This window comes from Ciceribacter lividus (assembly GCF_003337715.1).
Taxonomy (GTDB): domain Bacteria; phylum Pseudomonadota; class Alphaproteobacteria; order Rhizobiales; family Rhizobiaceae; genus Allorhizobium; species Allorhizobium lividum.
In genome coordinates, this window is record NZ_QPIX01000001.1 from 114718 (window position 1) to 134748 (window position 20031).

Sequence of the window (20031 nt, forward strand, 5' to 3'; positions counted from 1 at the left end):
CGCAAATCACCTATCAGCTTGCGTGTAACGGCGATTGCTAAAGTTCGCCGTCAGCAGTCACGCGGAGAAGTTGCGATGCGGTATGCGATCTATTTCACGCCGCCTCCGGGCGATCCTCTGACCCACGCCGCTTCGGCATGGCTCGGGCGGAACGTCTTTTCGGACCTTCCCGTCGACCATCCGGTGGTGCCCGGGCTCGGTCTGCACGAGATTGCTTTCCATACAGCGCTGCCGCGCCGCGCCGGCTTCCATGCGACCTTCAAGGCACCGTTCCGGCTGGCCGAGGGGCAGACGGAGGCCTCGCTTCTCAATCGCCTCATGCGCTTTGCCGGCACCGTCGAACCGATCGCGCTTCCGCGGCTGGAGGTCGCCCGGCTCGGCGATTTCTACGGTCTCCTGTTGTCGAATGCCTGCCCGCAGCTCGACCATCTCGCTGCGTCCGTCGTCCAGGAGTTCGATGCCTTCCGTGCGCCATTCAGCGAGGCGGAGATCGAACGGCGCAGTCCGGAAGGACTGTCGGCGCCGCAGTTCGCCAATCTCTACCGCTGGGGCCATCCTTACGTGATGGACGAGTTTCGCTTTCACATGACGCTGACGGGGCCGCTGCTCGCCAAGGATTTTCAGAGGGTCGAAGCGGCACTGCGTCATCAATTCGATCCTGTGCTGCAGGACCGGCTGGCCGTCGCCAATCTCGCGCTCTTCGTCGAGCGGGAGCCGGGCGCTCCCTTCCAGGTACATTCGCTGCACCCGCTCGGCCGGATTTCGGTGCGCAAGATCGCCTGACCGGGCGGTCGTCACCGCTGCCGGAAAGGCAGCGCTCCGCGCATCTTTTCCGTCTCGACATCGCCGGTCTCCATGCTTACCGTTCGGCATCCGCATGACGAAGGTGATTTGATGCTGAAGGACGATTATCCGCGTGATCTCGTCGGCTACGGCCGCGCTGCTCCCGATCCGAAATGGCCGAACGACGCCCGCATTGCCGTGCAGTTCGTGGTCAATTACGAGGAGGGCGGCGAAAGCTCGATCCTCGACGGTGATCCGGCGTCGGAAAACCTGCTTTCCGAGATCGTCGGGGCGCAACCCTGGCCAGGCCAACGCAATCTCAACATGGAATCGATCTACGAATACGGTTCGCGGACCGGTTTCTGGCGGCTCTGGCGGATGTTCACCGAACGCAAGGTGCCGGTGACCGTCTATGGCGTGACGCTTGCCATGGCCCGCAACCCGGAAGCGGTCGTCGCCATGAAGGAAGCCGGCTGGGAGATCGCCAGCCACGGGTATCGCTGGCTGGAATACAAGGATTTCCCGGAAGAGGTCGAGCGCCAGCATATTCTCGAAGCGGTGCGCCTTCACAAGGAACTGACCGGCTCGCACCCGCTCGGCATGTACCAGGGCAAGCCCTCCGAGAACACGCTCAGGCTCGTCATGGAGGAGGGCGGCTTCCTCTATTCCTCCGACAGTTATGCCGACGATCTGCCCTATTGGGTGAAGGGCCTGGACGGAAAGCCCTTCCTCATCATCCCCTATACGCTCGAAACCAACGACATGCGGTTCGCGACGCCGCAGGGCTTCAATTCCGGCGACCAGTTCTTCACCTATCTGAAAGATGCCTTCGATGTGCTCTACGAAGAAGGGAAGAACGGTGCGCCGAAGATGATGAATGTCGGCCTGCACTGCCGCCTCGTCGGACGACCTGGCCGTGCCGCAGCGCTCGCCCGCTTCATCGACTACGTGCTCTCGCACGAAAAGGTCTGGATCCCGCGTCGGATCGAGATCGCCGAGCATTGGCACAAGTTTCACAAGCCGGCGTGGTGAGGAGAGCTTTACCTGCTCTTTCAAAAAAGAAGGAGCGAGGGTGAAAGTTGTGACTTTCACCCTCGGTTACTAGCTCACAAGTGCGGCAATAGACGCGCCGAACTTAGCCAAAGTCATGATCAAACCGTAGGGCAGTGAGCGTACGGCCTGGCCAACGCTCCAAATGTGGGCGGAAATGGGCCCAAATTCAGAGTATGCTTGCTCAAACCCCTCATCGAGAGCGGTCAAAGCGTCTTCACGATAGTCTTTCTCGACCGAACACCAGACAAGAAAGCGTACGAACTTAGTGGGCGAACTCGCCATGTTTATTCTCCTGTGGACGGAGAACACTTGGTGCATTTAAGAAATCGACCGTTCTAGCCAGAGCCTTCGCACCAGGTGTCTCAAGTCTGTACACCTTCTTTGAACGGCCGCCTCTAACAGGCTCTGGATCTTTTTTGTCGGCCGAGATCATCCCCTTCTTCTCCAGCTTGGAGAGCGCAAGGTAGAGTTGGCCAATGGCCACATCCCGCCCAACTATCTGACTAAGATCTGCTTGGAGGTTGGAACCCCATGCCCGATCTCGCAGCTTGTTTATCGAAGCCAAAAGCTTCAGCTCGAACGAACCTAGTTCGCGAGCTTCTGCCTCCGACTGCAAAACTGTATTCTGGTTTGAATCATGCATTCTTTCTCCTTTTCTAAGATCGGCCACCATGGCTCGATGACGTATATATATAACACGGTGTTATATATTTCAAGTCGTGTTCCCTAAGAGATTGAGGAAGACGTTGCCAGGGGCATTTTGGTAGGGCACGTTCCCCGCTAAACATCCTCCTATCCTCGGAGCCTCCTATGCCCCCCCCTTCAACGCCAGTATTCCCGTTCCCGCCGATGCGGCTGCCCGCCGGGCCGTGAAGCCCGTCGTCTGCTATCCGGTCGAGTCGTTGAAAGCGCCCGACATGAGCATTCTGGAGCGGGCACGGGCGACGATGGAGAAGGTCGGCGAGGTGATCGTGCCGCCGCGCAGGGCAATACGTTCGAAGCGCCGAAGGGGCATTTCTTCCGCATCGTCAGCGTCGAGGGGCCGCAGGTTGGCGATCTCAACCTATGGAACGCCCATGATCTCTCCGAGCGCTTCTTTTCCGGCAAGACGCGGGCGCTGCATGCCACCCATGTCACGACCGGCAATCGTCTCTGGAGCAATCTGCCGTCGCTCAGACCTATGGCGACGATCAGCCATGACACGCTCGGCTGGTACGGCTTCGACGAATTCGGTGGCGGGGTGCCTGACGTGATCGGCACGCGCTGCGATCCCTGTACCAACCGGCTCTTGTCCGGCGGCGACTATCATCATTGCTGCCATTTCAATCTCTGCCGGGCGCTGGCGCACCACAAGGGGATCGACATCAAGGCGGCCGAGCCGCATGTGCATGACGTCTTGAACGTCTTCATGTGCACCGGCTTCACCCGCGACACGCAGCAGTATTTCATGAAGGCAAGCCCTGTGCGCCCCGGTGATTTCCTCGAGATGTTCGCGGAAATCGATCTCCTGGGTGCGCTCTCGGCCTGCCCGGGCGGGGATTGCAGCGCCAGCCATTCGAGCGATGCGGCGAAATGCTATCCGTTGAAGGTGGAGATGTACCGGCCGGATATGGCTTTGCTCAAGGACTGGCCGTTTCCGGAGCTAAACGGGTATCAGCTGGAGGCGTGAGCCCGACACCGAGGGAAACTCGACAAGCGTCTGAGCCTCGGCTAATTCTTCCTTCGGCTGCTTCGCGCTCAAGGGCGAGGCGCTTCCCTTCGCCGCGCTTTGTAGCTGCGGCCTCATGACAGATGGATATGTGAATGGACAGAGCGGACTTCGTTCAGCGCTTCGGCGGCGTATTCGAGCATTCCCCCTTCATTGCCGAGCGTGCTTTCGACGCCGGAGCCATTCGCGAACCTCTCACCGCCGCCGGCGTGCACGCGTCCATGTGCGCGGCATTCCGTGCAGCGAGCGAAGCGGAACGGCTCGGCGTGCTGCGCGCGCACCCGGACCTCGCGGGGCGGCTGGCGATCGCCGGCGAACTGACCGAGGACAGTCGCAAGGAACAGGCCGGCGCCGGCCTCGACCGGCTGTCGCCTGCGCAGCACGCCCGTTTCACCGCGCTCAACGAGGCCTATACGGAAAAGTTCGGCTTTCCCTTCATCATTGCCGTCAAGGGGTTGACCAGGGACGACATCCTGTCCGCCTTCGAAACCCGCATCGCCAACAGCCGGGAGCAGGAATTCGAGACCGCCTGTGCGCAGGTCGAGAAGATTGCCCGGCTTCGACTCGAAAGCCTCATTCCGGAGAACGACTGACATGCCCGAAATTTCGACCGTCCTCCTGCCCGGTTTCGCGGCAGGCTGCGTCAACCTCGCCTCGGCTCGCCTCGGGGCGAAGGGCGTCTTTGCGACCGACGAGTTCTTCGCGCCGCTGGAGCGCATGCTGAACGATGCGCCGGCCGCCTTCGATCCCGACCTCTACGACGACAACGGCAAGTACATGGACGGCTGGGAAAGCCGTCGCAAGCGCGTGCCCGGCCACGACTGGTCGGTGATCCGCCTTGCCATGCCGGGCCGGATCGCCGGCTTCGACGTCGACACGCACTTCTTCACCGGCAATTATCCGCCGCACTGCTCGATCGAGGCGGCTTTCGTGGCGGACGGCGATCCGACAGATGCGACGGTCTGGACCGAACTCCTGCCGAAGAGTCCGCTCGGCCCTTCGTCGCAGCATTTCTTCGAGAACGCCGATCGTGAGCGGGTCTGGACGCATCTTCGCCTGCACATCTATCCGGACGGTGGCATTGCCCGTTTCCGCGTCTACGGCACGGCCTATTTCGACTGGTCCAAGGTCGGATCAGACGAGGAAATCGATCTCGCTTATATCTTTCACGGTGCGAAATCGCTCGCCTGGTCGGATGCCCATTACGGTCATCCCGACAAGATGCTCGGACCGGGGCGTGGCCTCAACATGGGCGACGGCTGGGAGACCAAGCGCCGCCGCGGTCCGGGGCACGACTGGGCGGTGATCCGCCTCGGCCATCCGGGCATCATCCGCCGGGTGGTCGTCGACACGCACTTCTTCAAGGGAAATTATCCCGACACTTGCGAGTTGCTCGGCGCCTATCTGCCGGAGCTCGGCGACACGCTGTCGGAAGCCGACATCGCGGCATCGGAGGCCTGGAAACCGGTTCTTTCGCGCCAGAAGCTGGAGATGGACAAGGTCCACGAGTATGCCGGCGAAGCGATCGCCGATATCGGGCCGGTCACCCATGTGCGCTTCGCCATGCATCCCGACGGCGGCGTCATGCGCCTGCGGCTCTTCGGTGTGAAGGCCTGATTCCGGATCCGGGGCGCGCTACTGCTTGCGCGCCTCTTCCTCTTCGCGGATGGCTTCCTCGTGATACCAGCTGCCGCAGCCGCTGTCGTAGATCAGCGGGCGGGCGCGGTTCTCCTGCGCGTCCTTCAGTCTCTGGATGTTGCGAACCGGGAATTCGTAGATCTTCGCAGATTCCCGAACAATGTTCGTTGCCATGCTGCTGCCTCTCGTTTTCCATCCTGCACCGGGCTGAGAAGGCCCGGGCGCGATAATTCGTTTCTAGCAGTTTTTGAAAGCGAATGCACATCAAATGTGCTGAATGCACAAAAAGTAGGCAATTATGTATCGGGGTCGATACTGAGCACGAATTCATCATCGCGCTCTTCCGCCGGCGGTCAAAAGTGAGGCAGGTCAGCGTCCACGAGACGGGCCGAAATTGTTAAGGAATCTTCATATCTCAGACGTGCCCGCGAACCCGCGCCTGCGACAAAACGTGCCGGCCGGAGCGTGGTCGGTCGCAGTTGGCACGGTTCCTGCTTCATTAGACGCGGAATGGCGTCGCCCGGAGGTTTCACCTTTGCGGCGCGTCAGATGGGTGCCCACTGAAGAGAGACCAAGGATGACCAAGTACAAACTCGAGTATATCTGGCTCGACGGTTACAAGCCGGTAGCGAACCTCCGCGGCAAGACGCAGGTCAAGGAATTCGACAACTTCCCGACCCTCGAACAGCTCCCGCTCTGGGGCTTCGACGGTTCGTCGACGATGCAGGCCGAAGGCCACAGCTCGGACTGCGTGCTGAAGCCCGTCGCCGTCTACCCGGACCCGGCCCGCACGAACGGCGTTCTCGTCATGTGCGAAGTCATGATGCCGGACGGCGTCACGCCGCATGCGTCGAACACCCGCGCCACCATTCTCGATGACGAGGATGCCTGGTTCGGCTTCGAGCAGGAATACTTCTTCTACGAAAATGGCCGTCCGCTGGGCTTCCCGGAACAGGGTTTCCCGGCGCCGCAGGGCCCGTATTACACCGGCGTCGGCTACAAGAACGTCGGCGCGATCGCTCGCGAGATCGTCGAAGAGCACCTCGACCTCTGCCTCGCCGCCGGCATCAACCACGAAGGCATCAACGCCGAAGTGGCCAAGGGCCAGTGGGAATTCCAGGTCTTCGGCAAGGGCTCCAAGAAAGCCGCCGACCAGATCTGGATGGCGCGCTACCTGCTTCTCCGTCTCTGCGAAAAGTACGGCATCGACGTCGAGTTCCACTGCAAGCCGCTCGGCGACACCGACTGGAACGGCTCGGGCATGCACTGCAACTTCTCGACCAAGTACATGCGCGAAGTGGGCGGCAAGGAATATTTCGAAGCCCTCATGGCTGCCTTTGCCAAGAACTGGAAGGAGCACATCGACGTCTACGGTCCGGACAACCATCTGCGTCTGACCGGCAAGCACGAGACGGCTCCGTGGAACAAGTTCTCCTACGGCGTTGCCGACCGCGGCGCTTCGATCCGTGTTCCGCACTCCTTCGTCAACAACGGCTACCGCGGCTATCTCGAAGACCGCCGTCCGAACTCCCAGGGCGACCCCTATGCGATCGCCTCGCAGGTTCTGAAGACGATCTCGGAAGTTCCGCTGGCGGCTTCCGCTGCGGCCTGAGGCCCGACGAACGAACTGACATTGCGGCAGCGCCGGCGAAAGCCGGCGCTGTTTTCGTTTGCGCGGGTCTTCGCTATATTGGCGAAAGGAGACAAAAGAGATGCGCCCCTCGGAAGCATTGGAGAAGAACAGGCAGGCGATCCGCGAAGCGACGAAGCGCTTCAACGCGGCGAACCCGCGCGTCTTCGGCTCCGTCGCCCGCGGCGAGGATCGGCCGGACAGTGACCTGGATATTCTGGTAGACGATCTTCCGGGTTCTACGTTGTTTACTCTCGGGGGACTACAATCGGCGCTGGAAGACCTTCTGCAGGGCGTCCCTGTGAATCTACTTACCCCGGGTGATCTCCCGCCGGAGATCCGATCGCGAGTATTAGCCGAGGCGAGACCGGTATGAATGCCTCAGAACGCCTGCCGTTACTGCTGCGGGAGATGAGGCAGGCTGCCGGCGAGGCCAGGCAGATGCTGGGAGACCGGTCGTTCGAAGAGTTTGAGCGTGATCTGGTGCTGCAGCGGGCCATCGGCATGACCCTGCTCATCGTCGCGGAAGCCGCAAGCCAGGTAACAGCGAAGGCTCCCGAATTCGTCGCCGAGCACCCGGATATACCCTGGACGGCTATGCGCGGTATGAGAAACCGCATGGCGCACGGTTATCTTTCGGTCAATCTACGTGTGGTATACGAGGCCGCTCTCGTCGAGGCGCCGGCTTTGGCCGCGACGCTGGACGGTATTCTCAACCGATACGCGCAAGGGGAATAGGATTGTCTCAGGCCCTCACGGTCCAGTCTCTCACCGCCGAAACCTTTTCCCCCTTCGGCGAGGTGATCGAGGCCGATCCCTCGACCATGCGTCTCATCAACGGCGGCACGACGGAACGCTTCCACGCGCTGTTTTCGCCGGAAGTCGCGGGCGAGGGCGCGCGGGTGATCGTCAACATTTTCCGTGGGCAGCCGCGCGCCTTCCCTTATGCGATCGGCATGATGGAGCGTCATCCGTTCGGCAGCCAGAGCTTTTCGCCCCTTTCCGGGCGGCCCTTTCTCGTCGCCGTTTCGCCGGACGAGGGCGGCAGGCCGGGGCGCCCGCAGGTTTTTCTCGCGCGACCGGACCAGGGCGTCAACTATCGCCGCAATGTCTGGCACCATCCGCTGATGGCCGTCGGGGAGGTAAGCGATTTTCTGGTTGTCGACCGGGACGGGCCCGGCAACAATCTGGAAGAGTACTTTTTTGATTCCCCGTTCACGATACTGGAGCCGCATTTATGACCGGTCTCACCACCCATGTTCTCGACACCGCGCTTGGAAAGCCTGCCGAGGGCATGAAGATCCAGCTTCTGCGGATGAACGGCGAGGAGGCGGAGATCATCCGCACCGTGTTCACCAATGCCGACGGACGGATCGACGGAGGCGCGATCCTTTCGGGCGAGAATTTCAAGGTCGGCCAGTACGAACTGCTCTTCCATGCCGGCGACTATCTGCACGGACAGGGCGCGCCGCTGACGGTTCCCCCCTTCCTCGACGTGATACCGATCCGGTTCGGTGTCTGCGATCCGCAGGCGCACTATCACGTCCCGCTCCTGCTTTCGCCCTACGGATATTCGACCTACCGGGGCAGCTGAGCGATGATCTTCGCCGCGATCGCCGACATCCACGGCAATCATCTCGCCCTCGAGGCGGTGCTGGAGGATATCCAGCGGCTCGGCATCGACGCGATCGTCAATCTCGGCGATTGCCTTTCCGGACCTCTGGAGGCCGGGAAAACGGCAGAAATCCTGCTCGGGCTCGATCTTCCGACCGTGCGCGGCAACCATGACCGCTACCTCGTCGAGCAGGCCGTGGAGGCCATGGGGCCGTCGGATGCTCACGCTTTCCGGCAGCTCGACGAGCGCAGCCGGGACTGGATCAGAGCCTTGCCGTCCAACATGATCTGGCGGGACGAGGTCTATCTCTGTCACGCGACGCCGAAGGACGACAGCACGTACTGGCTGGAAACGGTCACGTCCGAAGGGCACGTCGTGCCGCGTCCGGCTACCGAAATCGAAGCGTGGGCGGCGGGCGTTTCACAGCCACTCATTCTCTGCTGTCACACCCATCTGCCCCGCACCGTGCGGCTTGCGGACGGGCGCCTCGTCGTCAATCCCGGCAGCGTGGGCTGCCCGGCCTATACCGACGACCGGCCCTATCCGCACAAGGTGGAAGCCCGCAACGTGCATGCCTGCTACGCCGTGTGCGAAAAGCGTGGCGACGCCTGGGCGGTTACGTTCCGGCAGGTGCCCTACGATCATATGGCGATGGCGGAGCTTGCCGCGGCGAACGGCCGATCGGACTGGGCAAGCGCGCTCGCCACGGGCTTCATCCGGTAGGGCGGAAACGGGCGCTCACCGCGCTACCGGTCAGAAGTGCTCGCCCGAGCGGAACGGGCCGACGCGGATGCCGGCGGCAACGAGATAGGCTGTCGACCAGCCGATCATCAGGAAGCCGCACACGCCCTCCAGGGCCGAGAGCATCCGCCAGTCGGAATGGGCGACGATGTCGCCGTAGCCGACGGTGGCAAAGGTTATCGTGGAGAAGTAGAGGGCGGTAGGGAAGTCCGAAATGACACCGATGAGGCTGTAACAGATCGCCCAGAGCCAGACTTCGCAGGTCAGAACGGCGAAGACGCCGATCACGACGCTGTTCATTGCGAGCAGGTGACTACGGCGGCGATGCAGCCGCATCCGATCCGTTATCCAGCCCATGGCATGGGTCACCCAGATCAGCCCGAAGCTGTGGATGACCACATTGAGGGAGATCATCACGGTTCCGACGAAGAGGTTCAGCATCAGCAAGCCCATGATCTATCTCCCGGGTGAAGTTCAGGCCGGCGATGTCGCCGGCTTCATCGGTTTGCCGGCCACATAGGTTTCGATGACGGAGCGGTCGTCGCCGAGCGTTTGCAGGAGGAAAAGCTCTTCCGTGAGCGTGCTCACCGTTTCCATCCGGAGCTTCATCACCGGCGTGGCCGCAGCATCGAGGACGATGAAGTCGGCATCGGTGCCCGGCTCCAGCGTGCCGATCCGGTCGGAGAGCGACAGGGCATCCGCATTGCCGAGCGTCATGTGGTAGAAGCTCTCGAGCGGATTGAGGCGCTCGCCCAGCAATTGCTGGATCTTGTAGGCCTCGGCCATGGTGGAGAGCATGGAATAGCTCGTACCGCCGCCGACGTCGGTTGCGACCGCGATTCTGAGCGGCTTGCCGCGCCGCTCGTATGTCCGCCAGGGAAAGAGCCCGGAACCGAGGAAGAGGTTGGAGGTCGGGCAGTGCACGGCGACCGAGCGGGTTTCGCTCATGGCGTCCGCCTCCCGCTCCGATAGATGAATTGCGTGCCCGAACAGGCTCTTCGGTCCGAGCAGGCCGTAGCGGGCGTAGATGTCCGTATAGTCCTTCGCCTCGGGAAAGAGCTCGCAGGTGTAGCGGATTTCGTCGTGGTTTTCCGACAGATGGGTCTGGATGTGGAGGTCCGGGAACTCGCCGGTGAGTGTGCGGGCGACCTCCATCTGCTCCGGCGTCGAGGTGATGGCAAAGCGCGGCGTGATTGCGACGAGGTTGCGGCCGCGGCCATGCCAGGCAGCGATCACCGCCTTCGTTTCCTGATAGGCCTGTTCCGGCGTATCGAGGAGACCCTCCGGAGCATTGCGGTCCATCATCACCTTGCCGCCGAGCATCAGCGTGCCGCGCCTGAGGCTTTCGGCGAAATAGGCGTCGGCGGAGGTCTTGTGCACTGTGCAGTAGGCGACCGCGGTCGTCGTGCCGTTGCGCAGCAGCTCGTCGAAAAATTCACTCGCGATCCGCGAGGCGTGAGCCGCGTCGGCGAACCGGCGCTCCTCCGGGAAGGTATAGGTGTTCAGCCATTCGAGAAGACCGCCGGCATAGGAGCCGATCACCTGCATCTGCGGGAAGTGCAGGTGAGTGTCGATGAACCCGGGCATCAGCAGATGGGGTCGATGGTCGATCTCGCGCGTCCCCTCCGGCGCCTTGTCCTTCACGTCTGCATAGGCGCCACAGGCGACGATCCGGCCGCCCTCGACGATCAGCGCGCCGTCGCTCTCGTAACGATAACATCCCTCATCGCTCGCCGATTCCGGCTTGCGGAGGAAGGAGAGAAGCCGGCCGCGGATAATCGTCCTGTCGCTCATCGGGTCCTGCTCTCCTCCACGGCGCTTTCGAACCAGGCGACGAGCAGCGCGCGTTCCTCGCCGCTCACCTCGGTTATGTTGCCGGGCGGCATGGCATGGGTGCGTCCCGCCTGCAAGTAGATTTCCCGTGCATGGGCCGCGATGTCCGCATCTGTTTCGAGCTTAACGTTCTTCGGCGGCCGCGGGATACCCTCCCAGACGGGCTGCTCGGCGTGGCACATCGAACAGCGCGACTGCACGACATCGCGGGCGGCGGAGAAATGCGCGTTCTCGGCAAATTGCCGGAAGGCCGGCGCGACAGAGCTTTCCTCGTTCGCCGGCGGCTTCTGGACGGTCGAGAGCCACATGATGACGATGAAGATCACCGTCGTCAGCATCCAGGTCCAGAGCGGGCGACCTTTGCGGGCATGCACGGTGTTGAACCAGTGTCGGATGGTGACGCCCATCAGGAAGACCAGCGCGGCGATCACCCAGTTGTAGGCCGTGGCGAAGGCCAGCGGATAATGGTTCGACAGCATGAAGAAGATGACGGGCAGCGTCAGGTAGTTGTTGTGTAGCGAGCGCTGCTTGGCGATGACGCCGTATTTCGGGTCGGGCGTGCGGCCGGCGATCAGGTCCGCGACCACGATCTTCTGGTTCGGGATGATGATCAGGAAGACATTGGCCGACATGATCGTCGCAGTGAAGGCGCCGAGATGCAGGAAGGCGGCGCGGCCGGTGAAAACCTGTGTGTACCCCCAGGCCATGGCGACCAGCGCGACGTAGAGCACGCCCATCAGCACCCAGATGTTCTTGCCGAGCGGCGACTTGCAGAGGAGATCGTAAATGATCCAACCGACCGCGAGCGACCCGGCGGAAAGGCCGATCGCCTGCCATTGGGTGAGGTCGAGCACGTGACGATCGATGAGGAAGAGATCCGCGCCGCCGTAATAGACGATGCAGAGCATCGCGAAGCCGGAAAGCCAGGTGGCGTAAGATTCCCATTTGAACCAGGTCAGGTGTTCCGGCATGGTGGCCGGTGCGACCAGGTATTTCTGGATATGGTAGAAGCCGCCGCCATGGACCTGCCATTCCTCGCCATAGGCACCGACCGGCAGATGCGGCCGCTTCACCAGCCCGAGGTCGAGCGCGATGAAATAGAAGGACGAACCGATCCAGGCGATGGCCGTGACGACGTGCAACCAGCGCACGGCAAAGGAGAGCCATTCCCAGGCAATGGCGAATTCATACATCGACAACCCCTCATGGAGAACCAGCCTCCCGAGTCGGCAGATTGCAGAAAAACACGGGGTGAGGGAAGGGGCGAAGCCCGCCCGTCGTCTAGATCCACGGGAACTAAGCTGCGCTCCTTCCGTTACCGCTGTCAGGGAACAAAGCTGTGTGGCACGATTGCGCCGTCGCGGCTTTTCACCTGCCTATCCGGGGGCGGGGGAAGGAGCGTGAGACATGCGCAGTCTTCTTGCGTGGCTTATGATGATCCTTGCGCTGCCGGCCTATGCCCACGACGCTGCAACCGGCTGGTCCTACGACGCTTACTGCTGCAATGGCGATCATGCGAGTGGCGACTGCCAGACGATCCCGTCGCGGAGCGTCAGGGTCACACGGAACGGCTACGAGATAACGGTCGGGCCCGGCGACCACCGGCTGGTGACGCGGCGCCATGACTTTAGCCTGCCCCAGAGCAACGCCCGGCGCTCGCGGGACGAGGAATACCACCTCTGCCTTTTTCCCAACGAAGACACGTTGCGCTGCTTCTATGCGCCCGACATGGGATACTGACCTTCGAGGTCGAAGGTCGGCACGGTTTTGCGGAGGAATTCCCGGAAGGCGCGGATCTTCGGCGAGTTGCGCCGCGCTTCCGGATAGACGAGCCAGTAATGCCCGCCATCGTCCCCCAGTATGTCGAAAGGCTGCATCAGCCGTCCGAGAGCGACGTCGTCGGCGTAGAACTCGGGCGTGAGGATAGCGACACCGTGCCCGGCGATTGCGGCCGCCGCCTCGAACGCCTGCACGCCGAGCTTGCTGCTTTGTCTATCGGCCAGATCGACGTCGACAAGGCCCGCAGCAGCAAGCCAGGTTTGCCACCAGTGGTCTCGGGGATCGATGATCCTGAGTTTCAGCAAATCCTCCGGCTTCGTGATGCCGCCGATGCTTTCCGCGAGTGCCGGGCTCAGCATCGGCGTGAAATGGCCGCGCATCACGAAGTGGCGCCGCAGTCCCGGCCAGTCGCCCCGTCCCCAGCGGATCGCGAGATCGGCTTCCGTGCGGGAGAAATCGATCACTGCGTTCGAGGTTTCGAGCCGCACTGCGATCATCGGATTTTCGAGCTGGAAGGAACCGAGATGGCGCGCAAGCCACCGTGCGGCGAAGGTAGCCGTGCAATGGATGTTGAGCATCTCCTCGCTCGACTTGCGCACGCCGGCGACGGCCTCGTGAAGCGCGCGGAAGGCCTCGCCCACCTTCGGCGCGAGCCTCGCCCCGGTATCGGTCAGTGTGACCTGTCTCGGGCGGCGAAGAAACAGGGGCTCGCCCAACAGTTCCTCCAGCAACTTGATCTGGTAGCTGACGGCCGTCTGGGTCATGCCGAGTTCCTCGCCGGCGCGGGTGAAACTCATGTGCGGGCGACCGCTTCGAAGACGCGCAGCGCATTGAGCGGAAACTGTCTCGCCATCTTCATGCATAAGTTCTCCTGATCCATGCAGACGATCATTCGATTGGATTGCGACCGTGCAGAGGCGCATTCTACGGCGGTGTCCAACGAATGGAAGGGCGAAAAAATGCTTCTCGATCCGGAAAATCAGGGTGGAGGACAGGCAGGCAGCGAACGCCGGTTCCGTCTTTTGCCGCTCGGTCTGCTACGGCGCTTCTTCCGTCCACGCAATAGCAGGATTGATGCTTGCGCCATGCCGGAGTCTCTTCTCAGGGATATCGGCTTGCGCGACGGGCGACGGCCGCGGGGGGCGACTTGCGGCGCGGACGAGCTGCGAACAGCCTTGCTGTGCCATCCGCCGCGCAGTGTCTGACGCTACGAGTCGCGTCTCCCGAGGAGAGCGGCTATCAGTTCCGCCGCCACCATTGCGGCGATGACGGACGGCCGCTTGTCCCTGACCGCGTTGCCGCCGATCGGCAGGATCAGCCGGGCGAGCCGTTCCAACGCGAAGCCCTCGCGCCGCATGGCGCTCTCGAACGTCGCCCGCTTGGTCGCCGAACCGATCATCCCGACATAGGCGAGGTCGTCGCGCGCGAGCGCCTCGCGGGCGATGAGAAAATCGAGGGCGTGGTCGTGGGTGAGGATGACTGCGGCACCACCCGTGGGGATCTCCGCGACGACGGCCTCCGGCAGCGCGGCCAGCCGTCCTGCGACATTGGAAGGCAGGTTTTCAATCGCATCAGAGCGGGTTTCGACGACGGTGGTCGCGACCGGCAGGGGCGCGAGCGCGGCGGCTAGCGCCAGACCGACATGGCCGGCGCCGAAGACGAAGACCTGCGGCAGCTCCTTCCGCGCCTTCTCCTCGCGCGCGAGAAGCCGCAGGCGTTCTTCTTCCCCGAGCCGTTTCAGGTCGATGACGACGCGGCCGCCGCAGCACTGCCCGATTTCCGGGCCGAGTGGGAGGTTTAGTTCATTCTCGGCCTCGCCTTCGGCCAGCATGGCCCTGGCCTTCTCGATTGCCAGCAGTTCCATCTGCCCGCCGCCGATCGTGCCCCACAACGCCTCGGGTGCGACCAGCATGTAGGCCCCGGCCTCGCGTGGGGTCGAACCCTTCGCCTCGCGGACCTCTACGAGGATCAGATCGGGGTGGTTGGCGAGGAAGTTGGGGAGGGAGGACGCTATCATCCGTGGATACCCCCCTCTGCCCTGCCGGGCATCTCCCCCTCAAGGGGGGAGATCGGCCAGACGCGCCGTCTCGCCCCCCAACGGTAGATAAGGCAGGCTATTCCGGATCTTCCATGCTGGTGGTCCTGTTTCGCGAGCCAACGACGCAACAGTGCCAGTGAGCCGGGTCGTGCCCCGGGCTCCGGATCAGCGGTCAGGTCGAGGAGGTCATTCTCGCGCCGGATCGTGCCTCTCGCGGATATCCCCCCTTGAGGGGGAGATGTCCGGCAGGACAGAGGGGGGTGAAGCTCCCGCGGCGCCGAAATCATGCCTCAGCCGCTAGCCTTCAGCCGCTCGACCGCCATCAGCACCCGCTCGGGCGTCGCCGGGGTGTCGAGGCGCGGGCAGACCTTGTAATCCGCGACGCTTGCGACCGCTATCGAGAGCGCTTCGAGCACCGAGATCGCCAGCATGAAGGGCGGTTCGCCGACGGCCTTGGAGCGGCCGATGGTGGGTTCGGCATTCTCCGACCATTCGGCAAGCCGGGTGTTGAAGATCTTCGGCCGGTCGGAGGCGAGCGGAATCTTGTAGGTCGAGGGCGCGTGGGTGCGCAGCCTGCCCTTGTCGTCCCACCAGAGTTCCTCGGTGGTCAGCCAGCCCATGCCCTGAACGAAGCCGCCCTCGATCTGGCCGATGTCGATCGCCGGATTGAGCGACTTGCCGACGTCGTGCAGGATGTCGGTGCGTTCCATGACGTATTCGCCGGTCAGCGTGTCGATCGACACTTCCGTGCAGGCCGCGCCATAGGCGAAGTAGTAGAAGGGCGTGCCACGCCCGGCCGTCCGGTCCCAGTGGATCTTCGGCGTCTTGTAGAAGCCGGCGGCCGAAAGCTGGACGCGGGCGAAATAGGCTTGTCTCACGAGGTCGGGGAAGGGGATCTCCTGATCGCCGACGCGCACCCGGTTCGGCAGGAACTCCACCTCGTCCGCCGGCACCTCAAAGTGCCCGACCGCGAAGGCGACGAGCCGTTCCTTGATCTGTCGGGCGGCATCGTAGGCGGCCATGCCGTTGAGATCGGAACCCGAGGAGGCCGCGGTCGCCGAGGTGTTTGGAACCTTGCCTGTCGTCGTGGCGGTGATCTTGATGCGGTCGATGTCGACCTGGAAGGCTTCGGCGAGCACCTGCGCCACCTTCGTGTAGAGCCCCTGGCCCATCTCGGTGCCGCCATGGTTCAGGTGGATCGAGCCGTCCTGGTAGACGTGCACGAGGGCGCCGGCCTGGTTGAAGGCCGTCATCGTGAAGGAGATGCCGAATTTCACCGGTGTCAGCGCGATCCCCTTGCGGATGACCGGGCTTTCCGCATTGAAGTCGATGATCGCCTTGCGGCGCGCCTGATAGTCGCAGCTCCGTTCGAGTTCGTCGACGATGCGGGCGATGATGTTGTCCTCCACCTTCTGGTGGTAGGGCGTGACGTCACGGCCCGAGCCGGGGGCGCCGTAGAAGTTCGCCTTCCGGACCTCGAGCGGGTCCTTGCCGAGCGCATAGGCGATCTCCTCGATGATCCGTTCGCCACCGAGCATGCCTTGCGGGCCACCGAAACCGCGGAAGGCCGTGTTGGAAACACTATGCGTTTTCAAGGGTTGCGAGGTCAGTCTCACATGCGGGTAGAAGTAGCTCGAGTCGGCATGGAAGAGCGCGCGGTCGGTGACCGGTCCCGAGAGATCGGCCGAATAGCCGCAGCGCGCGGCGAAATTGGCGACGAGGGCATGAACCCGCCCGTCGCCGTTGAAGGCGACGTCGAAATCCATCCGGACGTCGTGCCGCTTGCCGGTCATCGTCATGTCCTCGTCCCGGTCGGGACGGAACTTGACGGCGCGACCGAGCTTCTTGGCAGCGAGCGCTGCGAGTGCCGCGAAAAGGTTGCCCTGTGTCTCCTTGCCGCCGAAGCCGCCCCCCATGCGCCGTACGTGGACGGTGACCGCGTTCGACGGGATGGCGAGCACATGGCCGACGACATGCTGGATTTCCGACGGGTGCTGGGTGGAGGACCAGACCTGCACCTCGTCGTCCTCGCCGGGGATGGCGAGCGCCACATGGCTTTCGAGATAGAAATGCTCCTGCCCGCCGATGCGCATCTCGCCGATCAGGCGGTTCTCGGCATTGTCGAGTTCGGTCTCGGGCGCACCGCGTTCGAGCGTCATGCCGGCGGTGACGAGGGGTGCGCCGTTTTCGATCGCGCCGTCGATGTCGGTCCAGTGCGGCAGGTCGCGATAGTCGATGCGCGCGAGCCGGGCGGCGCGGCGGGCGGCGTCGCGCGTCGTCGCGATCACCGCGAAGACCGGCTGGCCGTGGAACTGGACCTCTTCGGTCGCCAGCAGCGGCTCGTCATGGTGGCCGCCGGAGGAGATGTCGTTGACGCCCGGCACGTCGGCGCCGGTCAGGACGCAGACCACACCGGGATGGGCCTTCACCGCCGAGAGGTCGACCGAGAGGATCTCGGCATGGGCGCGGTCGGAAAGTCCGAGCGCGCCGTGCAAAAGGCCGGCTGGTTCCGGAATATCGTCAATATATTCGGCACTTCCGGCGACATGCTTGTGTCCTGAATCATGGCGCAGTGCCTGATGCATCGGGCCGTTGATGTACTTGTAGGTTTCGTAGGTCGACTTATGCATGGGAAAGGCCTCCCAGTTCCACCCTCCCCTTGAGGGGGAGGGTCGGAGCATAGCTCCGGGGTGGGGTGTGCATTGTTCCAGTCTCGCTGGCTGGTTTGTCGGAAGTGGCGGCAGGGATCACCCCCACCCGCCGCTTCGCGGCGACCTCCCCCCTCAAGGGGGAGGTAGAGAGACGCTCGACCATCACGCCTCCTCCTCCGCAAAGCGCTTCAGCTCCTGCGGTGTTCCCGAGGCTTCAAGGAAGAAGCGCGTCAAAAGGTTCTTGGCGGCCAGCTGGCGGTATTCGGCGCTCGCCCGCCAGTCGGTGAGCGGCGTGTAGTCGTCGTCGAAAGCGGGCCGGGCGGCGGTAATCGTCGCCTCCGTCCACGGCTTGCCGCGAAGGGCGGCCTCCACGGCGGTCGCCCGCTTCGGGGTTGCCGCCATGCCGCCGAAGGCGATCCGGATATCGGACACCTTGTCTTCGTCGCGGGTGAGCAGGAAGGCACCGCAGAGCGCGGAAATATCCTCGTCGCGGCGCTTGCTGACCTTGTAGACGGCAAAATGCTGGTCATCCCGCGGCCGCGGCACGAAGATGCTCTCGACGAACTCGCCGGGGCGGCGGTCCTGCTTGCCGTAGGCGATAAAGTAGTCCTCGAGCGGCCGCACGCGCTTGCCCGAAGCCGAGCGCAGTGTGATCGTCGCGCCGAGCGCAATCAGCGCCGGCGGCATGTCGCCGATCGGCGAGCCGTTGGCGATATTGCCGCCGATGGTTCCGACATTGCGGACCTGCTGCCCGCCGATGCGGTCGATCAGCCGGCCGATCGCGGGAATTTCGGCGCGAAGCCTCGCGGAGGCGTGCTCGTAGGTGACGCCGGCACCGAGCGTGATGCCGTCGGGCCCGGTCTCGATCGCCTGCAGCTCGTCCAGGTGATTGATGAAGACGACCGGGTCGAGATCGCGCATCTGCTTGGTCACCCAGAGGCCGACATCAGTCGCGCCGGCGACAACCGTCGCGGAAGGTTCTGCAGCAAGCACGTCCGCGAGTGCTGCGACCGTTCCCGGCACGATCAGCCGGCGTCCGGCCTTCTCGATGACGATGGTTTCCCCGGTCTTCAGTTCCCAGAGCTTGGCGCTGATTGCCGTCCGGTCCCGTTCGAGCGGATCGAAGAGAGCGCTCGGCCGTGTCCTGGAGACGAGCTCCGCCGCCTTGACGATCGGCTCATAGCCGGTGCAGCGACAGAGATTGCCCTGCAACGCCTTCTCGATCTCGGCGCGCGAGGGGTTTTCGTTGGAAAGCCAGAGGCCGTAGAGCGACATCACGAAACCCGGCGTGCAGAAGCCGCATTGCGAGCCGTGGCAGTCGACCATCGCCTGCTGGACCGGATGCAGCGTGCCGTCGTGCGCGGCGAGATGTTCGACCGTCACCACGTGGGTGGCATGCAGCGAGCCCATGAAGCGGATGCAGGCGTTCACCGTCTCGTAGCGAAGCCCGCCGTCCCGGAGGCGTCCGACGAGAACGGTGCAGGCGCCGCAGTCGCCTTCCGCGCAGCCTTCCTTGGTGCCGGTCAGGCGGCGGTCGAGGCGCAGGAAGTCGAGAAGCGTGGCCGTCGGATCGACGTCCCTCAGGGCGACGTCCTTCCCGTTCAGGATGAAGCGAATGCAGTCGGTCATGCAGTGCCTTTCCGCTGTCTGAACCGTCAAGGTTACTGCGCCGTCCAGCCGCCATCAATGGAGATGTGCGTGCCGGTGATCTGGCGGGCGGCGTCGCTCGCCAGGAACAGCGCGACGGCGGCGACCTCTTCGACGGCGACGAAGTCCTTGGTCGGCTGGAATTTCAGCATGACATCGGACTTCACCTGCGCCTCGCTGATCCCGCGGGCCTTGGCGGTGTCGGGGATCTGCTTTTCGACGAGGGGGGTCAGCACGTAGCCGGGGCAGATGGCGTTCACCGTCACGCCGAATTCCGCGAGTTCCAGCGCCGCCGTCTTGGTGAGCCCCATGATGCCGTGCTTGGCGGCGACATAGGCGGCCTTGAAGGGCGAGGCGATCAGCCCGTGGGCGGACGCGACGTTGATGATGCGGCCGTGGCGCTTCTCCTTCATCGCCGGGATCGCCGCGCGCATGGTGTGGAAGGCGCTCGACAGGTTGATCGCGATGATCTGGTCCCACTTCTCGACCGGGAATTCCTCGATGGCTGCGACGTGCTGGATGCCGGCGTTGTTGACGAGCACGTCGACCATGCCGAACTCGGCGGCGGCGGTCGCCATGAGGTCGGCGATCTCTTCCGGCTTCGTCATGTCGGCACCGTGATAAATTGCGCGGCCGCCTTTGTCTTCCAGGCTCCTGCGGATCGCTTCGATCTCCGCCGCATCGCCGAACCCGTTGATGACGAGATTGTCGCCTTCGGCGGCGAAGCCGCGGGCGATCGCAAGCCCGATGCCGCTGGTGGAGCCGGTGACGACGACGGTTCTGGCCATTTCAGTTTCTCCCGAGAACTTCTTTCTGGAACAGCGCGGCGTTCTGTTGCGCCGCAATAGTCGAACGAAGTTACGCGCAAACCGGCGACGGTGGCAATTGCGTTGTTGCGGGGCGCAGTCGTCTTTT

General features: G+C 63.3%; 21 protein-coding genes and 2 pseudogenes. 13 read left to right on the plus strand and 10 right to left on the minus strand.

Annotated elements, in window-relative coordinates:
* Positions 1–75: 75 nt before the first annotated feature.
* Both DFR48_RS00580 and puuE read left to right on the plus strand, forming a co-directional pair.
* Positions 76–783, plus strand: a complete 708-nt coding sequence (locus DFR48_RS00580; protein ID WP_114361227.1) for a DUF1045 domain-containing protein — start codon at positions 76–78, stop codon at positions 781–783.
* Positions 784–894: 111 nt separating this feature from the next.
* Positions 895–1815, plus strand: coding sequence for an allantoinase PuuE (puuE, locus tag DFR48_RS00585; protein ID WP_114361228.1), 921 nt, complete (start codon positions 895–897; stop codon positions 1813–1815).
* Positions 1816–2098: 283 nt separating this feature from the next.
* On the opposite strand, the gene DFR48_RS00595 is transcribed toward puuE, so the two are convergent.
* Positions 2099–2479, minus strand: coding sequence for a PadR family transcriptional regulator (locus DFR48_RS00595; RefSeq protein ID WP_170141761.1), 381 nt, complete (start codon positions 2477–2479; stop codon positions 2099–2101).
* A 190-nt stretch (positions 2480–2669) separates the two neighbouring features.
* Here DFR48_RS00595 and DFR48_RS00600 point away from each other — a divergent pair.
* From DFR48_RS00600 to alc, 3 genes and pseudogenes are all read left to right on the plus strand, one after another.
* Positions 2670–3505, plus strand: a pseudogene (locus DFR48_RS00600) (urea carboxylase-associated family protein).
* A 134-nt stretch (positions 3506–3639) separates the two neighbouring features.
* Positions 3640–4137, plus strand: coding sequence for a 2-oxo-4-hydroxy-4-carboxy-5-ureidoimidazoline decarboxylase (gene uraD / locus DFR48_RS00605; RefSeq protein ID WP_114361231.1), 498 nt, complete (start codon positions 3640–3642; stop codon positions 4135–4137).
* 1 nt (position 4138) lies between these two features.
* Complete coding sequence (gene alc / locus DFR48_RS00610; protein WP_114361232.1) at positions 4139–5161, plus strand: allantoicase; 1023 nt, start codon at positions 4139–4141, stop codon at positions 5159–5161.
* Positions 5162–5179: 18 nt separating this feature from the next.
* Here the strand turns inward: alc and DFR48_RS00615 are convergent, their stop codons facing one another.
* Positions 5180–5356: a DUF2735 domain-containing protein gene (locus tag DFR48_RS00615; protein ID WP_114361233.1), complete on the minus strand. Its 177-nt coding sequence runs from the start codon at positions 5354–5356 to the stop codon at positions 5180–5182.
* 403 nt (positions 5357–5759) lie between these two features.
* Here DFR48_RS00615 and DFR48_RS00620 point away from each other — a divergent pair, with 403 nt between their 5' ends.
* The 6 genes from DFR48_RS00620 to DFR48_RS00645 all read left to right on the plus strand — a co-directional run bounded on the left by DFR48_RS00620 (position 5760) and on the right by DFR48_RS00645 (position 9150).
* Entirely contained in the window at positions 5760–6794 is a 1035-nt protein-coding gene (locus tag DFR48_RS00620) for a glutamine synthetase beta-grasp domain-containing protein (RefSeq protein ID WP_114361234.1), read from the plus strand.
* Between the two features lie 100 nt (positions 6795–6894).
* Positions 6895–7188, plus strand: coding sequence for a nucleotidyltransferase family protein (locus tag DFR48_RS00625; protein WP_114361235.1), 294 nt, complete (start codon positions 6895–6897; stop codon positions 7186–7188).
* A complete protein-coding gene (locus DFR48_RS00630) occupies positions 7185–7550 on the plus strand; it encodes a HepT-like ribonuclease domain-containing protein (protein ID WP_114361236.1) in 366 nt (121 codons plus the stop codon). The genes DFR48_RS00625 and DFR48_RS00630 overlap by 4 nt, the downstream gene beginning before the upstream one ends.
* Before the next feature lie 2 nt (positions 7551–7552).
* Complete coding sequence (locus tag DFR48_RS00635) at positions 7553–8053, plus strand: ureidoglycolate lyase (RefSeq protein WP_114361237.1); 501 nt, start codon at positions 7553–7555, stop codon at positions 8051–8053.
* Positions 8050–8406 carry a hydroxyisourate hydrolase gene (uraH, locus tag DFR48_RS00640; protein ID WP_114361238.1) on the plus strand — a complete coding sequence of 119 codons (357 nt, stop codon included), beginning with the start codon at positions 8050–8052 and terminating at the stop codon, positions 8404–8406. The genes DFR48_RS00635 and uraH overlap by 4 nt, the downstream gene beginning before the upstream one ends.
* A 3-nt stretch (positions 8407–8409) precedes the next feature.
* Positions 8410–9150 carry a metallophosphoesterase family protein gene (locus DFR48_RS00645; protein WP_114361239.1) on the plus strand — a complete coding sequence of 247 codons (741 nt, stop codon included), beginning with the start codon at positions 8410–8412 and terminating at the stop codon, positions 9148–9150.
* Between the two features lie 30 nt (positions 9151–9180).
* Here the strand turns inward: DFR48_RS00645 and DFR48_RS00650 are convergent, their stop codons facing one another.
* The 3 genes from DFR48_RS00650 to puuD are packed head-to-tail and all read right to left on the minus strand — an operon-like array spanning position 9181 to position 12194.
* A complete protein-coding gene (locus DFR48_RS00650; RefSeq protein WP_170141762.1) occupies positions 9181–9621 on the minus strand; it encodes a potassium channel family protein in 441 nt (146 codons plus the stop codon).
* Positions 9622–9642: 21 nt separating this feature from the next.
* On the minus strand, positions 9643–10962 hold the full coding sequence (guaD, locus tag DFR48_RS00655) for a guanine deaminase (RefSeq protein WP_114361240.1): 1320 nt from the start codon (positions 10960–10962) through the stop codon (positions 9643–9645).
* The gene (puuD, locus tag DFR48_RS00660) at positions 10959–12194 is read right to left on the minus strand and encodes a urate hydroxylase PuuD (RefSeq protein WP_114361241.1); all 1236 of its coding nucleotides are present in this window, start codon (positions 12192–12194) and stop codon (positions 10959–10961) included. Before puuD ends, guaD begins: the two co-directional genes overlap by 4 nt.
* Before the next feature lie 214 nt (positions 12195–12408).
* Between puuD and DFR48_RS00665 the strand changes: the two genes are divergently transcribed.
* Complete coding sequence (locus DFR48_RS00665) at positions 12409–12741, plus strand: hypothetical protein (RefSeq protein ID WP_114361242.1); 333 nt, start codon at positions 12409–12411, stop codon at positions 12739–12741.
* Here DFR48_RS00665 and DFR48_RS00670 read toward each other — a convergent pair.
* A pseudogene (locus tag DFR48_RS00670) lies at positions 12717–13639 on the minus strand (LysR substrate-binding domain-containing protein). The gene DFR48_RS00665 and the pseudogene DFR48_RS00670 overlap by 25 nt on opposite strands.
* Before the next feature lie 19 nt (positions 13640–13658).
* Here DFR48_RS00670 and DFR48_RS21730 point away from each other — a divergent pair.
* Positions 13659–13985, plus strand: a complete 327-nt coding sequence (locus tag DFR48_RS21730; protein WP_147273495.1) for a hypothetical protein — start codon at positions 13659–13661, stop codon at positions 13983–13985.
* A gap of 2 nt (positions 13986–13987) precedes the next feature.
* Here the strand turns inward: DFR48_RS21730 and xdhC are convergent, their stop codons facing one another.
* The 4 genes from xdhC to DFR48_RS00695 form a co-directional block, all read right to left on the minus strand.
* On the minus strand, positions 13988–14797 hold the full coding sequence (xdhC, locus tag DFR48_RS00675; RefSeq protein ID WP_114361243.1) for a xanthine dehydrogenase accessory protein XdhC: 810 nt from the start codon (positions 14795–14797) through the stop codon (positions 13988–13990).
* 311 nt (positions 14798–15108) lie between these two features.
* Positions 15109–17448, minus strand: a complete 2340-nt coding sequence (xdhB, locus tag DFR48_RS00680) for a xanthine dehydrogenase molybdopterin binding subunit (protein ID WP_114361244.1) — start codon at positions 17446–17448, stop codon at positions 15109–15111.
* Between the two features lie 183 nt (positions 17449–17631).
* Complete coding sequence (gene xdhA, locus DFR48_RS00690; RefSeq protein ID WP_114361246.1) at positions 17632–19098, minus strand: xanthine dehydrogenase small subunit; 1467 nt, start codon at positions 19096–19098, stop codon at positions 17632–17634.
* A gap of 32 nt (positions 19099–19130) precedes the next feature.
* Complete coding sequence (locus DFR48_RS00695) at positions 19131–19904, minus strand: 3-hydroxybutyrate dehydrogenase (RefSeq protein WP_114361247.1); 774 nt, start codon at positions 19902–19904, stop codon at positions 19131–19133.
* Positions 19905–20031: the final 127 nt, after the last annotated feature.

What these genes read in the sequence shown, in the direction of transcription:
- DFR48_RS00580 (WP_114361227.1), top strand. Translation starts at nt 76, where the DNA reads ATGCGGTATGCGATCTATTTCACGCCGCCTCCGGGCGATCCTCTGACC.
- DFR48_RS00595 (WP_170141761.1), bottom strand. Translation starts at nt 2,479, where the DNA reads ATGCATGATTCAAACCAGAATACAGTTTTGCAGTCGGAGGCAGAAGCT.
- uraH (WP_114361238.1), top strand. Translation starts at nt 8,050, where the DNA reads ATGACCGGTCTCACCACCCATGTTCTCGACACCGCGCTTGGAAAGCCT.
- xdhA (WP_114361246.1), bottom strand. Translation starts at nt 19,098, where the DNA reads ATGACCGACTGCATTCGCTTCATCCTGAACGGGAAGGACGTCGCCCTG.
- DFR48_RS00630 (WP_114361236.1), top strand. Translation starts at nt 7,185, where the DNA reads ATGAATGCCTCAGAACGCCTGCCGTTACTGCTGCGGGAGATGAGGCAG.
- xdhB (WP_114361244.1), bottom strand. Translation starts at nt 17,448, where the DNA reads ATGCATAAGTCGACCTACGAAACCTACAAGTACATCAACGGCCCGATG.
- guaD (WP_114361240.1), bottom strand. Translation starts at nt 10,962, where the DNA reads ATGAGCGACAGGACGATTATCCGCGGCCGGCTTCTCTCCTTCCTCCGC.
- DFR48_RS00665 (WP_114361242.1), top strand. Translation starts at nt 12,409, where the DNA reads ATGCGCAGTCTTCTTGCGTGGCTTATGATGATCCTTGCGCTGCCGGCC.
- DFR48_RS00615 (WP_114361233.1), bottom strand. Translation starts at nt 5,356, where the DNA reads ATGGCAACGAACATTGTTCGGGAATCTGCGAAGATCTACGAATTCCCG.
- uraD (WP_114361231.1), top strand. Translation starts at nt 3,640, where the DNA reads ATGGACAGAGCGGACTTCGTTCAGCGCTTCGGCGGCGTATTCGAGCAT.
- DFR48_RS00645 (WP_114361239.1), top strand. Translation starts at nt 8,410, where the DNA reads ATGATCTTCGCCGCGATCGCCGACATCCACGGCAATCATCTCGCCCTC.
- DFR48_RS00695 (WP_114361247.1), bottom strand. Translation starts at nt 19,904, where the DNA reads ATGGCCAGAACCGTCGTCGTCACCGGCTCCACCAGCGGCATCGGGCTT.
- xdhC (WP_114361243.1), bottom strand. Translation starts at nt 14,797, where the DNA reads ATGATAGCGTCCTCCCTCCCCAACTTCCTCGCCAACCACCCCGATCTG.
- DFR48_RS00620 (WP_114361234.1), top strand. Translation starts at nt 5,760, where the DNA reads ATGACCAAGTACAAACTCGAGTATATCTGGCTCGACGGTTACAAGCCG.
- puuE (WP_114361228.1), top strand. Translation starts at nt 895, where the DNA reads ATGCTGAAGGACGATTATCCGCGTGATCTCGTCGGCTACGGCCGCGCT.
- puuD (WP_114361241.1), bottom strand. Translation starts at nt 12,194, where the DNA reads ATGTATGAATTCGCCATTGCCTGGGAATGGCTCTCCTTTGCCGTGCGC.
- DFR48_RS00625 (WP_114361235.1), top strand. Translation starts at nt 6,895, where the DNA reads ATGCGCCCCTCGGAAGCATTGGAGAAGAACAGGCAGGCGATCCGCGAA.
- alc (WP_114361232.1), top strand. Translation starts at nt 4,139, where the DNA reads ATGCCCGAAATTTCGACCGTCCTCCTGCCCGGTTTCGCGGCAGGCTGC.
- DFR48_RS21730 (WP_147273495.1), top strand. Translation starts at nt 13,659, where the DNA reads ATGCAGACGATCATTCGATTGGATTGCGACCGTGCAGAGGCGCATTCT.
- DFR48_RS00650 (WP_170141762.1), bottom strand. Translation starts at nt 9,621, where the DNA reads ATGGGCTTGCTGATGCTGAACCTCTTCGTCGGAACCGTGATGATCTCC.